Annotated in this window: 10 protein-coding genes; 2 read left to right on the top strand and 8 right to left on the bottom strand. The window is 42.6% G+C overall.

Annotated features, from left to right (window positions below):
- Positions 1-233: 233 nt before the first annotated feature.
- Positions 234-1,784 carry a peptide ligase PGM1-related protein gene (locus HC246_RS03670; protein WP_169362207.1) on the top strand — a complete coding sequence of 517 codons (1,551 nt, stop codon included), beginning with the start codon at positions 234-236 and terminating at the stop codon, positions 1,782-1,784.
- A gap of 34 nt (positions 1,785-1,818) precedes the next feature.
- Here HC246_RS03670 and pyk read toward each other — a convergent pair whose 3' ends face one another.
- On the bottom strand, positions 1,819-3,252 hold the full coding sequence (gene pyk, locus HC246_RS03665; protein WP_169362206.1) for a pyruvate kinase: 1,434 nt from the start codon (positions 3,250-3,252) through the stop codon (positions 1,819-1,821).
- Positions 3,253-3,467: 215 nt separating this feature from the next.
- On the opposite strand from pyk, the gene HC246_RS03660 reads away from it, so the two are divergent.
- Positions 3,468-4,280, top strand: a complete 813-nt coding sequence (locus HC246_RS03660; protein WP_169362205.1) for a MerR family transcriptional regulator — start codon at positions 3,468-3,470, stop codon at positions 4,278-4,280.
- A gap of 37 nt (positions 4,281-4,317) precedes the next feature.
- Here HC246_RS03660 and bchI read toward each other — a convergent pair whose 3' ends face one another.
- From bchI to HC246_RS03625, 7 genes are all read right to left on the bottom strand, one after another.
- On the bottom strand, positions 4,318-5,391 hold the full coding sequence (gene bchI / locus HC246_RS03655; protein ID WP_169362204.1) for a magnesium chelatase ATPase subunit I: 1,074 nt from the start codon (positions 5,389-5,391) through the stop codon (positions 4,318-4,320).
- Positions 5,392-5,839: 448 nt separating this feature from the next.
- Positions 5,840-6,466 (bottom strand): DUF938 domain-containing protein, encoded by a 627-nt coding sequence (locus HC246_RS03650; protein WP_169362203.1) that lies wholly within the window; start codon positions 6,464-6,466, stop codon positions 5,840-5,842.
- 95 nt (positions 6,467-6,561) lie between these two features.
- Entirely contained in the window at positions 6,562-7,620 is a 1,059-nt protein-coding gene (locus tag HC246_RS03645; RefSeq protein ID WP_169362202.1) for a pentapeptide repeat-containing protein, read from the bottom strand.
- A gap of 91 nt (positions 7,621-7,711) precedes the next feature.
- The gene (locus HC246_RS03640; protein WP_225902905.1) at positions 7,712-10,084 is read right to left on the bottom strand and encodes a serine/threonine-protein kinase; all 2,373 of its coding nucleotides are present in this window, start codon (positions 10,082-10,084) and stop codon (positions 7,712-7,714) included.
- Between the two features lie 212 nt (positions 10,085-10,296).
- On the bottom strand, positions 10,297-11,088 hold the full coding sequence (gene trhO / locus HC246_RS03635; protein WP_169362201.1) for an oxygen-dependent tRNA uridine(34) hydroxylase TrhO: 792 nt from the start codon (positions 11,086-11,088) through the stop codon (positions 10,297-10,299).
- A 45-nt stretch (positions 11,089-11,133) separates the two neighbouring features.
- Complete coding sequence (locus HC246_RS03630) at positions 11,134-11,406, bottom strand: hypothetical protein (protein ID WP_318655895.1); 273 nt, start codon at positions 11,404-11,406, stop codon at positions 11,134-11,136.
- 358 nt (positions 11,407-11,764) lie between these two features.
- A complete protein-coding gene (locus HC246_RS03625; RefSeq protein WP_318655894.1) occupies positions 11,765-14,086 on the bottom strand; it encodes a DUF1796 family putative cysteine peptidase in 2,322 nt (773 codons plus the stop codon).
- Positions 14,087-14,496: the final 410 nt, after the last annotated feature.

Raw genomic sequence — 14,496 nt, 5'->3', positions numbered from 1 at the left:
TAGTTGTGTGTACACCGTAGCCTTTTAAGAGGGGCTGGAGGGGATCTCTTAGATCTTTTGATCGTAGAAAGTATTCTTAAATGGTTTCTTACTCAACTCTGAAAATGGGTTACAGCAGTTATCACATGCGTACATATGCATGTGATAACTGGAAATCAATCCTAGCAAGAGTTTTAAGTTTTTATTTTGTCTTTGGCAAAATGAAAACCGCCATAGCATCGCTGGAGGTTGTCATGGATCATCAAAATATGGGCTTCATCGCACGAGAATCTACACAGCGTTTCCGTGAATTACAAATACAACTACGCGATCGCTGGCAAAATATCGAACAATTCGAGCAAAGTGATTACGATATTCTCGTTGTGCCATCCTTGACCCTTGACCCATCGGAACTGAAAAAAGTTGAAGGTAGCCATCACTACGAAGAGCGTTTATTATTTTCGCTAATTCGCCTGCGTAACCCTCGCAATCGCTTGGTTTATCTGACTTCGCAGCCCTTAGCCCCGATCATCATCGATTATTATCTGCAATTATTACCGGGGATTCCCTTTTCCCATGCAAGGGAACGCTTAGTCACACTTACTACCTATGATGCCGCCGAGAAGCCACTATCCCAGAAAATTCTCGAACGCCCACGTTTAATCGAACGGATTCGACAATCATTACGCCTTGATAAGGCATATATGATTTGTTTCAATTCCACACCTTTAGAGCGGGAATTGTCAATTCAACTGGATATTCCTCTATGGGCAGTCGATCCCGATTTATTACATTTGGGAACCAAAAGTGGAAGTCGTCAAGTATTTGCCGAAACAGGAATTCCTCATCCTGATGGCAGTCAGCTCGTATGGACAATTGGAGATTTAGCGATCGCTGCCGCTGAACTGTGGCAAAGACAACCAGATCTGAAGCGGATGGTCGTTAAGCTCAACGAAGGCTTTTCTGGGGAAGGTAATGCAATTTTATGTTTAGATACGATCGCAGAAATTAATCAAAATGGAAAAACGAGTCTCGCTGATCGGAGTGCCGCTATTTGTGATCTCTTTGCCTCTATGCGCTTCCAGTCCAATCATGAAACATGGAGCAACTATGCGCGGCGGATTCCTGAACTAGGAGCAATTGTTGAGGCATTTATCGAAGGTGAAGAAAAGCGATCGCCTAGTGTGCAAGGTCGGATCACGCCAACAGGTGAAGTAGAAATTCTTTCTACCCATGATCAGATCTTAGGAGGTTCCGATGGACAGGTATATCTAGGTTGTAGCTTTCCTGCTGATGCTGCCTATCGCCTAAAATTACAAGAAATCGGTTTGGCAATTGGTAAAAATCTAGCGAGTAAGGGTGCTTTAGAACGCTATGGGGTGGATTTTGTGGCAGTGAAACAAGCGAATGGAAATTGGGATTTACAAGCGATCGAGATTAATCTCCGTAAAGGTGGCACAACCCATCCATTTATGACACTGAGGTTTCTCACTAATGGTAAATTCCAACTTGAAGATGGAAAGTTCTATAGCCGCCAAGGTCAAGAAAAATATTATGTAGCAACAGATAACCTCCAAAAGCCTCAATACAGAGGATTGCTACCCCATGATCTAATGGATATCATTGCTTACCATCGGTTACATTTTGATAGCAGCACAGAAACAGGAACGGTATTCCATCTCATGAGTTGCCTATCGGAATTTGGTAAATTAGGACTCACTAGTATCGGTAACTCTCCCGCAGAAGCACAGGCAATTTATGCACAGGTCGAACAGGTTCTCGATCAAGAAACTAATCGTATGTAGAGCAGCTTAGCTGCTCTACATACGATTAGGCATATCATGACAGGATATGAATCTTCAGGAAGTTTGTGCCGCCTTGCACACCCATAGGAATGCCTCCCACAATCAAAACGCGATCGCCTTGGGATGCTAAATTGCGTCCAATTAAATAGGACTCTACCTGTTGGATTACCATCTCAAAGGAATTTACCTCTTGTTCTAACAACAGAGGCTTAACTCCCCAGACTAAATTAAGACGGTGGTACACATTAATACTGGGAGTGAGCGCAATAATAGGGAGTTTGAGTCGCTCCTTTGATGCCAGAATCGCAGTATAGCCAGTTGCGGTAAAGGCAACAATGCAACGAAAGTCGATGACATCAGAAATGGCATGGAGTGCTTCACTAATGGCATGGACTTCATCGGTTCTAGAGGCAGGATAATTGATAAATGAGGCATCCTTTTCCACTTCAGAGGCAATCCGCGTCATCATCTCTACAGCTTGCACAGGATAGTCTCCTACTGCCGATTCACCTGAGAGCATGACGGCATCTGTACCATCCATAATTGCATTGGCGACATCACTTGCCTCGGCTCTAGTTGGACGTGGATTTTGGATCATGCTTTCTAGCATCTGTGTTGCCGTAATCACAGGAATACCAACTTCATTGCAACGACGAATGATATGTTTCTGAATCATGGGTACTCGCTCGGGAGGCATTTCTACGCCTAAATCCCCCCTTGCCACCATGATGCCATCGACTACAGCGATGATTTCTTCAAGATTAGCGATCGCCTGTGGTTTTTCGATTTTGGCAATAATCGATATATCTGTCTTTCCATGTTCTGCAATTAAGGATTTAAGTCGCTTGACATCTGCGGCTTGGCGGACAAAGCTTAACGAAATCCAATCCACACCCTGTGCTAGCCCAAATGCGAGATCCTGTTGATCTTTTTCGGTCATGGAAGGCAACCGTAAATTTAAACTGGGAAAGTTTACGCCTTTATGACTCGTGAGGATACCGCCTTTAATGACTTCGCAATACACAGCATTACCTTCAAGCCCAGTGACCTTGAGTTCAAAAATGCCATCAGCTAAGAGGATTTGAGTGCCAATCGTCGCTTCTTCAGCAACGTATGGATAATCAATTGTGATGGCATCTGCATAATGGCGATCGCTTGTCTGGTTTGGATCTATGGGAATGAGTGTAATCGAATTGCCTTCAATCAGCTTGATCCCAGTTGGAGGTAGCTCACCAACGCGAATTTTGGGACCCTGTAAATCTTGTAAAATTGTGATCGGAACATCCATTTCTTCCGATACTTCTCGAATCATTGTAATAGTCTTGGCATGGTCTGCATAGCTGCCATGGGAGAAATTCAATCTCGCAACGGTGACCCCTGCTTCTACCATTCTGCGAAATACGTTAGGGGATCGGCTTGCTGGTCCAATTGTGGCAACAATCTTGGTTAAATGCTGAGGAATTGCCATATACATCAAGCTCTAGAGTAATTTAGATGACTAGAATTGATGCTAGTTTGACACAATAAATCAATATGTCAATCGTAAGTCTCAAAGAGCTACTCATCTTTTTTGGGGATTTCCTAAGCACTTGCATTGTCGCAGGCAAAATTAAAATTCTATATTGACTCTCCCCCTAGAGGAGATGTTGTAATCACAACAAGAGGATTCAAGAGATTAACGAAATGCTCAAGATTGGAGATTTTTCTAAGCTCAGTCAGGTGTCTATTAAGGCGCTACGCCTCTACGACGAAATGGGATTGCTTAAGCCAATCTCAGTCGATCATTTTACGGGTTATCGCTTTTACTCAGTCAGTCAATTACCTAGATTGCATCGCATTCTTGCCTTCAAAGATTTGGGATTCTCTTTAGAGCAAATTTTGCAATTGCTAAATGAAGAGATTTCTATCGAACAGATGCGCGGTATGTTGCGGATCAAGCAAGCTGATTTGCAGCAACTAATTGAAGAAGAACAAGCAAGACTGATTAGAGTAGCCGCCCGACTTAGACAAATTGAACAGGAGAATGTTATGTCTGATTACGAAGTCATCATTAAAAAAAGTGAACCAATTACTGTTGCTTCAATTCGCGAGATTTTGCCCAATTATTTTGCGATCACACAACTGTTTCAAGAGTTGTATCAATTTCTCGGTCAGCAAGGCATTACTAAGTTTGGCTATGATGCTGCCATCTGGCATGACCTTGGTTACAAGGAAAGTGATGTGGATGCTGAGGCTGTCTTAGCTGTGCCATCAGGTACTAAAGGTAATGACCGTATTAAGGTCTATGAATTGCAAGGCTATGAGGCGATCGCCTGTGTAGTTCATCATGGCAGTTATCAAGATTTTCCAAAGGCTTATGAGCATTTGTTAACTTGGATTGAGAACAATGGCTATCGCTGCATCGGTGCAAACCGTGAGTTCTATATTCAAGGTGGTTCTGAATTTGATAACGAATCATATATTACAGAGATTCAGTTCCCTGTAGAAAGGGTCTAATCAAGAAGAGGCTGTCTATTGGACAGCCTCTTCTTGATTATTCTTCCTCGATGCCAAATACTTGGTTGAAGGTTTTGAGAACTTTATAGCCTGAATCAATTGATTCCAGAGGATCTTTGCGGAGACGGTGACGCAGACAGAGACCAATTACCGCTTTGATATCATCTACTTCTACTTCTTTTCGTCCTTCCGAAGCTGCATAAGCCTTTGCTGCACGGGTGGTCACAATATCACCACGCAAACCATCAATATTTAGGTCAGCACAAACTGTGGAGATTTTTAAACGGAGATCCCGCTCAATATTGACCTCATTCAGAATTTGCTGTGCTCTCACAATCTGTGCCTGCTTTTCAGATTGTTGAGCAGCTTTTTCAGCCAGAAATGCATGGGGATTGTTATCAAAGGTGGTGCGATTTTCTACAATTTGCAAGCGCAGTTCAGGATCGCGGGCGGTCTTAATTTCGGCATACATCCCAAAGCGATCGAGTAACTGTGGACGTAACTCGCCTTCTTCAGGGTTGCCTGAACCAACTAGCACAAATCGGGCAGGGTGGCGAATCGAAATCCCTTCACGCTCAACGGTATTCCAACCAGAGGCGGCAGAGTCTAGTAATACATCAACGAGGTGATCGTCGAGGAGGTTAACTTCATCAATGTAGAGAATGCCACGATTTGCCTTAGCAAGTAGACCGACTTCAAAGGCTTTGACCCCTTCGGATAGTGCTTTTTCGATGTCAATTGTGCCGCAAACACGGTCTTCTGTTGCACCGAGAGGTAAGTCCACCATGATTACTTGCTTCGTAGTCACAGGTAGTTTTTCACCATTAGCAATGCGTTGGCGGACTTCTTCGCTTTGTAAGTCACCATCGGTAGGATGGCTACTAAAGGGATCATCGGCAACAACTTCAATTTCAGGTAGGAGGTCGGCAAGGGCGCGAACGGTGGTGGATTTGCCCGTACCGCGATCGCCCATTACCATGACTCCACCGATTTTAGGATCGATGACGTTGAGCAACAGGGCGAGCTTCATCTCTTCCTGTCCGATCACAGCGGTGAAAGGAAATACAGGTCGTCTTGTCGTTACAGTTGGTTTAATGGGAGTTGCAATCAAGGTTTTTTAAATTTTGTATCGATAAATGTGTCACTCTAGCCAATATACAGCTTTTCATAACCCAAAAGAATAGGGGCTTTGCAAAGCACTGTTTCTAAGCCTAGAAGAATTTAAAACAAGCTTTAAGAGAGGATTTGCTATGTACATCCTCACCTCAAAAATTAATCGCCCCCTAGCCCCCAATTCTGGGGGAACAAGAATTTTTAAAGTCACCCAGAATTGCTTGATTTAGGTAGTTTGTAAGCTTTGCAAGCTTATGAAATGGCTTTACAGTGATTTGCTGAATTGAGGTTAAGTTAATCTCAGTTCGGGTTAAGCTGGCAAATTTTAAAAGCCCAAAAGTAAAAGCCTTGCTTAGCAAGGCTTTTACTTTTGGGCTTTGAGAGAGGGTTTGCTACGCAAACCCTCTCTCAAAGCCCGTTTCAAATTATCCTGAACTCGCGTTAAGTTACTTGCTAATTTTCTGAAAAAATACAGAAAGGTTATTGGCTGGCATTGATTGTACTTTTTGGAGTACGAGGTTTTCGGCGGCGGCAACCTCTATGACTGCTTCGAGATCGCGAACGCCCCACTCTGGGTTTTGATAGCGCAAACTAGCATCAAAGTCAGCATTGCTTAGGGATATATGTTTACCATTTTGTTTATAAGCACCGTAAAGATACAGAATGCCACCTTCTGGCAAAATCCTATTTGCTCCAGCCATTAATCCTAGGCAAGCTTTCCAAGGCGCAATATGGAGCATATTGATATTGACGATCGCCTGAATATCTTGACTTTTTAATTGATAGCGATCGCTCCAATCCGCCGCAGTTACATCAATATTTAACGGCTCAACTAAATTTGGCGATGGCTCGTGTTGCTGCCAAGCGATGATACTAGAAATTGCGATCGGATTAGGATCAGATGCAATCCATTGGCGAGGATGGAGGTGTGGCGCAAAGTAGACAGAATGTTCGCCAGTACCACTCGCAATTTCTAGAATATTGCCTGTGGTGGGCAAGTTTTTGAGTAGGACTTCTAAGATTGCTTCACGATTTCTTAGAGTAGCTGGAGCATATTGTCTAGCATCTTGCATAATTTCTGTTAATTTAAGTGGCACTTGGAGTTTTGCAGTTCAATAAAGAATCAATTTTTGAGGTGTGGCTTTGCCACACCTCAAAAATTGATTCTTTATTTATGAATTTTCCCATCAGGTAGCGTTGCGCCAATGAGAATTGCACCGACAAGATTGGCACTGCTGAGTTCAGCACGGTTGAGAATGGCATCCGTTAAATTCGCATTTGCTAGATTTGTTCTTGCTAAATAAGCCTCAATGAGATTTGCCCGTACCATAATCGCTCCTCGCAAATCAGCACGACTCAGATCGGCACGGGAAAACTTTGTATCAGTCAGATCTGTGCCCTGCATCTGGACTCGACTTGCCTTAACATCTGCCATGACCGCACTTCGTAAGTTCACACCATTGAGATCGGCATCGATCAGGATGGCACGTTCTAACTTTGCATTACTTAAAACCGCACCTGACAATGTGGCATTACTGAGATTTGCCTCGCTCAAAAATATGCCCTGCATATTGGCATTATTTAGTTTTGCCTCACTGAGATTAGCGCCATTGAGAGTTGCTTCTTGGAGATTGGCTCCCCGCAGGTCAGCTTTATGTAAATCTGCGCCAGATAGATTGGCTCCCCGCAGATCAGCACCAGATAGGTTAGCACCATGCAGACTGGCAATGCTCCGCTTTTTTTGACTAGGAGCAATATCATGCTGATCGCCAATAGCCCTTTCTTGTCTTAGGTTTGCTCCTCTTAGACAGGCTCCGACTAGGTTCGCTCCATTTAAATTTGCCGTTCGCATATCTGCTTCAATTAAGTTCGCATCCATCAGGTTTGCCAAACTGAGATTAGCTCCAAATAGAGTTGCACCTTGGAGGCTTGCACCATGTAAATCTGCATTGGATAGATTGACATTACTGAGGCTCGCTTGGTTGAGATTTGCTCCGCACAAATGTGCGCCCATCATCACGGCTCCGCGTAAATTAGCACGGGTGAGACAGGCAAAGGTTAAAACGGTACTATTGAGATAGGCTTTTGATAAATTGACATCTAGCCAATCGGTACGGCTTAGGTTTGCACCACTGAGTTTGATGCCATTGAGGTTAATGCCACTAAAATCGCGATCGCCTTTAGCGTAACGGCGCAAAATATCTTGAGGGGTAAGTGCTGCTTCCATATTTAAAGTCTCTATTTAAAATCTCTTGCTTAAATCTCTTACTATTTCTTTTCTAGACAATTTGCAGATTTTTAGAAGTTGCTTGTCTGGACTATGCAAATTGACAAGTATCGTCCTCATCACCTTGATGGAAAATGGCACTTGGCTGCGTGAAATCAGTATCCTGTGATGGCTGTAAGCCGCCTTCGGCAGGATGCTGCATTGATTTGGCTACAAGTTGCTCATAGAGAGTCTTGATCACTTGGAGAATGTAGTTGGCAGACTGCTCATAGGCACTTGATTCATTAAGCGATCGCGCTACTTGCCAGAGCGTATGTTCTACTTTGTCAAAGGAGGGATAGGCATAAAATAGCTGTCGGAGTAGCCCGTCTAACTCATGGGTACGCAAATCCTGCCAATTGTCGTGATCGGGATCGAAGGGATAATAAAGAGTAGAAAATAGTAAGATTTTGGTTCGCATAGAGTTGGTGAACCGCATTAACTCTAAACGTAAATCAAAGAGATCATGGACGATTTGAGGATCAAATGGAACTTTCGATTGCTCATAACTTGCGATAGGCTCTATAAAGCCATTGTTTTGATAAACAGGTGGCGCAACTACTTCCGCAATATTTGGGTAAGCGCTATCAGGATAAAGAGGTTCCAACTTTGCAAGTAACATATTGCCAATTACTGTATATTCCGCAGGTTTAGAAACTCTTTGCACTGCTTCCTGAATCAAGGCTCTTAATTGTGGAAAAGTGGGCATAAAGGTGACTAATTCCTTTAGCAAACCTATCCAATCAATGCTATTTAATTGACGGAGATCGCTTTCCCATACATCTTGATAGGTATAGAATAGAAGCTTTTTTAAGCGCATTTGTTGAGCATCTGTATCAATATCATGGGCAACCCATGCGTAAATATCATTATCTTCACTAGGGTAGGAGTTAAGGAGCGATATCTCATCTTGAGTGAATCCCAATTGACTCTCTGCTGACGGCAAATCTGGATGAAGATCTCCATTGGGTAATTTCTCTTCTAAAACACTTTGACTGTTTGGAGAATGCTCAATTGGTGCAACTATCTGCGCGGAGCCAGCATTAATGACTAAGTTACTCACTTGATAGGAAATTGGTTGGCTCATTACCTGAGCACTAGAACTGACTGGCTCAGAACTACTGGAAGGAGCTTCGGTTGTTGATGGCTTATAGAGTTGAGAAACTATATTAAAGACTGTTTTGGCAACGATGAGATACTGGCGTTGCTTGGGTACGGAGATTGTCTTCACCGCTTTGACCAAGTTCTCTTTTAGTGATTCTATCGTTGGATATTGCTGATATAAATCTTGAAGTAGTTCTACAAAACTGAAGTTATCTAAACGCTGGGCATCATTCTCTAAGATACCAGTACATACTAGGCATACTAATTTCTTTGCTCTAACTGGATCTTCACTCATTTCCAGATCATCGGAAATGTCATCAATGAGAAGGTCGAGAGGACTCTTAGTAATGTTATTGAGGTTGGGATTTTGAAGATCAGAATTGTCAGGACTTAAAGATAAATCATCAAGCAATGATGGGGTAACTGCGCTAAAGATAGTTTGAGCGAGAGACTTGGTTAATAATGGCTGGAGGGCAGCTAATACTTCATTGGCGGATTGATAGCGCTGACGGAAATCAAACCGCACCATCTTGTCGATGACATCTGCTAAGGTCGGTGTTACTTTTGCGCGATCGCGCCAACGAAACTCACTGGTCATTGGATCTTCAGGAATTTGATTGGGCAATAGTCCTGTTAAGGCTTGTACCGCAATAATACCGATCGCATAGATATCACTAGCAAACATGGTTTTGCCACTATATTGCTCATTGGGCATATAGCCGGGGGAACCAATCACTAGACTCGAAGTATGCCCTAGTTGACTAATGGGTTGGGTACTGACTTCTTTAACAGCACCAAAATCGATTAAAACAATTCGGCGATCGCTGATGCGACGAATTAAATTACTCGGCTTAATATCCCGATGAATGACCTGTTGCCGATGCACAAAGTCTAAAGTCGTTAAAATATCTGTCAAAAAATCAATTGTGTACTGCTCTCCTAAACAAACCCCCTTTTTAATTTCTTGAGTCAAAACCTCGCCTTCGATCAATTCCTGTGCTAGAAAAAACTCTTCATCCTCTTCAAAGTGAGCGAGTAGGCTGGGAATGCACTCATGCTTACCAAGTCGATAAAGTACCTTAGCTTCTTTGTCAAAGAGTTCACGCGAAATTTCTAATACTTCTATTTGTGATGATGCAGGTTTGAGTTGCTTGATCACACAAGAAGGTCGATCAGGCAAATATCCATCTTCAGCAATAAATGTTTGGCTAAAGCCGCCGCCACCAAGTTGTTTGACGATCTTATAGCGCCCAGTCAGGGTTTTACCGAGCATAGTCATTTGAGCCAGTACCAACGGGATATTTACTAGGATGGGCGGCAATGAGCTGTATCTATCCTAGGTCTTAATATTTTGACATCGGATTAACCTGATAGCAAGTTAATTTTCGTATTGCATCACTAAGTTCGTATATTGTGCTTATAAGTAGCTAAGGCTCTTGCGGATAAAAAATGTCACATCTAGCTTCGACTCCGCTCAGCTAACGTTGGCTGAGCGGAGTCGAAGCCACAGGTACTTTAATTAATAGCAATTCCCTAAATAGAATTTATACTCACGCGATCGTCAAAGACAAAGCACTCACCTTCCCAAATGCTTTCTTCTGGTGGAACCTCCTCTAAATATTTGAGAATTCCTCCCTTTAGATGATAAACCTCAGAAAAACCCTGAGACAGCATATAGGAACTAGCTTTCTCGCAACGAATTCCACCCGTGCAGAACATGGCAACTTTCTGATGTTTCTCAGGACTTAACTGCTCTTGGACATAGTGAGGGAATTCACCAAAGGTTTCGATATTGGGATTAATTGCTCCTTTAAAGGTTCCAAACTCGACCTCATAGCTATTGCGTGTATCAACGACAATCACATCAGGATCAGCAAGTAACTCATTCCAATCCTTAGGATCAACATATTTACCAACTCGATAGCGAGGATCGATATCAGGGACTCCTAAGGTCACAATTTCCTTTTTGAGTCTTACTTTCATCCTTTGAAATGGAATTCCTTGGCAATAGGATTCCTTATGTTCTAAATTCTGAAGGCGGGGATCGCTACGCAAATGGGCTAGTAAAGCATCGATCGCTTCGCGACTACCTGCGATCGTCGAATTGATGCCTTCTTTGGCGAGGAGGATCGTACCCTTGAGTTGGTGAGCATCACAAAATTCCTTGAGAGGAGCGCGCATCGCTTCATAGTCAGGCAAGTCAGTAAAATGGTAAAACGCTGCAACTACACAAAGCTCAATATTTGCTTGTTTATTGTCTTGAGCCTTTTCCTTTGCTGCTATAACCTGTGCTTGCAGACGATTGATTTGCTTAATCCTACTCATTTGCCCATTCATTTTTGCTACAAATCAAATATAGCGCTTTGCGTTCTAGTTGTCCCAATCGTAGGCTAGAGATCCATCATCAATTTTATCTTTCACAAGTTGTCGCACCATCGTCAGTTCTTCTACAAAAACTTTGCCATCAGCATAAATAGAGCGATCAATTTGCTCCATTTCGTATTTAGTAATTCTGCCATCGGCGATCGCGCGATCGATGATTGTATGAAGTTTTTGTAAACTTTGTAACTCTTCGGAGGTTAACTCTTTATGGTTAGGACGTTCAACTAACATTTGTCCAAATCCAAACTCATCTATTCCCACGATATCTAAATTTATTGCTTTTGGGTGGCTCGTGATACAAGCTGTTACATTTATAGCGTTTTTCAAGTATTTAGAGCGAGTTCGGGATTGAAACGGTCTTTGAGAGAGGTTTTGCGTAGCAAAACCTCTCTCAAAAGCAAAAGCCTTGCTATGCAAGGCTTTTGCTTTTGGGCTTTTAAAATTTACCTGCTTAACCCTAACTGACGTTACTTAGAATGGGAATCTCTATATAACCTTCTATATAACTATATTGAGGTTTCAAGGAAAAGTTAAACCCAGTAAATGTTTTGAGGTTTAATATTACCTATAGCAAAATTAAACCCATGATTAAGGTGGCGCTCTACATCACCTATTCGTGCTAATTGGGATTTGGAGGACACCAAAAGAGATTTTGGCTGGATATACCCAGTGACTCTAAAATCTCTTTCATTTTGCTGGTGCATTCCATCCAGTAGTCGAGACTGTCGTACATCCAGTCAGGGCTAAAATGCAAATCATAATGGAGTAAATTGGGAATACCTGAAAATTCATCGGATGTTTGCTTAGAAATGAGTAATACTCGAAATGGCTTGTCAGCACATTTGATTTTGAGCTTTTCAATTAAATCGACAACATAGTCACGATTAGTTACACCAGTACGGATGAAGAGAATCTCATCACTATGTTTGAGGGTATATAAGAATCTCTTAGCACGAGCTGAATAGCGAACACGCATCCTTTCGTGAATAGTCTGGATGTTATTTACTGGGTCATCGGAATCTTCGACTTCATGCCCAAAGGATAGCCCAGACCATTTGGAATGATAGATGCGGCGATCCGTAGGATTGTAATGAAGATAGGCAGGATTCCACATATCTTGAAAGTCATTGACAACCAGGTCGGTAACATCACCGAGATTTGTAGAACGGGCTAGGTCAAATGGAAATGCTGGTCCATCATATTCCATTTTGTATAGGAGCATTCGGGCGGCACAGCGATCGCCTAGTGGCAAAATTGCAATCCGATTTAGCTCTGATAATTTGCACTTATATTTTAGCAGCATCGTGGACTTGGCAGGGGCTTTGACCCGACTTTCTAAACCGCGATCGCCAATAATCATTGTCCGAAATGGCGCATTAGGATTGGCAGGATCGTGATATACCGCCGCGGGCATTTCGGCTAGGGCTGTCCGAATCTCTTTCCACATTGGATGAATGTTATATTCTTCGTCAGATTCGTTGATGATCCGAATTGTGCGATCGCCTTCCTTCAGAATTCCTAAATATCCATCGTAGTAGATGATTTCAGAATTTTGGGGTGCAAAAAATTTCAGTGCTGAGCAATATTGTAAATCTGACCCAGTAGGTATTGCGACAGTATTCTCAATCGAGCCTTGCAGACCAACGGTCAACAGCGGTAACGTTCCTAACTCGTCATTTTTGGAAATATAAGTTCCAGAGGTCAGTTCAGCTTTGCGCTTCAAAGCTGTTTGTAATTCGAGCCAAGTGGGAGTGATATTGTAGGAATGTTCAGACTTGTTAATAATCCGTAAAGTCTGGACTTCGGGACAGGCGAATATTTTAAAGCCATACTTATCTTCATAAATAGAAATCTCTTCTAGCTTTTGGACTTGCAAAAGAGATTTTTGTTCTTTCAGGCGCTCTTCTTTCCTAATGTTAAATAGCTCTAGATTAATTGCCTCAAACATCACTTGATGTCCCGCAGTATTGGGATGAGCTACATCAAGTGATAGATGGGACTTCCATCCTCCATAGCCATTGTCCAAACTATCTAACCAATTGAGCATGGGAACGCCCCAATTCATCATCCGATGGTGAGTATCGCGCAATAGCCAGTTATGTTCTGGGTTATAGTCACCATTTGGGTAGAGACCACCAATGATTGGAATAGCACCCAAATCTCGAACCATTTTAACTAGTTGCAATAAGCCGCTCTCAAAACGACGTTGCACGGCACGGCGATCGTGGGGGCGACTATAGGCTAAACCTTCATTGCCTAGTGATAGAGAGATGATGACAATATCAGGCTTTTCGGGGACAACTGCTGCGGCAAAGCGCTCAATTGTACTAGTGACATTTGCCCCCAATTGCGATCGGTTAACCAATTGATGCCCATATTTTTCCTGTAATGCTTGTCCTAGATGACTTGCCCATCCCTTGAGTAGCCAAGCACTACAGCCCATCGCAACAGAACTGCCCAAAACTAGTACTTTGAGTCCACTAGGTGCACTGCTGATGCTAGGAGTAGAAGCGATCGCATTTTCCAGATATCCATAGGGGAAAGGTTGAATATAGCCAAATGCTCCATCATCAACAATTATTGTAGAGGTGGTTGAATCGAGATGCTCTGGCTCAATGGGAACCCAGCGATTTTCACCAAGATCTGACTCCCACTGTACTTTTCCATTGGCAGCAATCCGCACATATTTATATTCAATGCGTTCTTGCGGATTCGGCAATATTAAAGGATCGATGGCAATATCTACAGACCAAATAGGGTAGCGATCGCTAGATGTATTTAGAGGTAGATATTTTTTCACATCCCACGATCCCAGTTGAGGAATCGCGCCAACTATACCAATCATTTCCCCATCTTGGGTGGGAGCCTTTACCTGAAATCGATACATAGAGATGTCTTCTCTGGATAAGGAGGGAGTAATTATGCCTAATAGAACTTCCACAGTCTTTATATAGCGACTTTTAAATGAGTAGGTACTCATTTAAAAAAACAAAATCAATCCTAGTAAGAGTTTCGCGGTTTACATTTTGCCGTAGGTAAAATACAAACCGTGATAGGCATGAATCTTTTTTTAAACTATCACCTAATGCACTCTAAGTGTGTTTTAGAAATTACAGCCTTAAATCACAAAGTATTGCAATTTTCAAATGAGTACCTACTTATTTGAAAATTGCAATACTTTGTGATTAGGGACTTGAGAAAAAAAGTACCACCGAGTTTGTATGGCTTCGACTTCGCTCAGCCAACGTTGGCTGAGCGAAGTCGAAGCCGTAGGGACTTTAATTAATCACAAGTCCCTTAGGTACATACAAGCGAACAAGGAAGCTATTTTTCGTGTCTTCGCCACGAAAA

The organism is Pseudanabaena yagii GIHE-NHR1 (assembly GCF_012863495.1).
Taxonomy (GTDB): Bacteria; Cyanobacteriota; Cyanobacteriia; order Pseudanabaenales; family Pseudanabaenaceae; genus Pseudanabaena; species Pseudanabaena yagii.
This window is presented reverse-complemented; position numbering and strand designations above follow the sequence as displayed.

Bases quoted from the DNA above. Each gene is read 5' to 3' on its own strand.
- HC246_RS03650 (WP_169362203.1), bottom strand. From the start codon at position 6,466: ATGCAAGATGCTAGACAATATGCTCCAGCTACTCTAAGAAATCGTGAA.
- pyk (WP_169362206.1), bottom strand. From the start codon at position 3,252: ATGGCAATTCCTCAGCATTTAACCAAGATTGTTGCCACAATTGGACCA.
- HC246_RS03670 (WP_169362207.1), top strand. From the start codon at position 234: ATGGATCATCAAAATATGGGCTTCATCGCACGAGAATCTACACAGCGT.
- HC246_RS03645 (WP_169362202.1), bottom strand. From the start codon at position 7,620: ATGGAAGCAGCACTTACCCCTCAAGATATTTTGCGCCGTTACGCTAAA.
- HC246_RS03660 (WP_169362205.1), top strand. From the start codon at position 3,468: ATGCTCAAGATTGGAGATTTTTCTAAGCTCAGTCAGGTGTCTATTAAG.
- trhO (WP_169362201.1), bottom strand. From the start codon at position 11,088: ATGAGTAGGATTAAGCAAATCAATCGTCTGCAAGCACAGGTTATAGCA.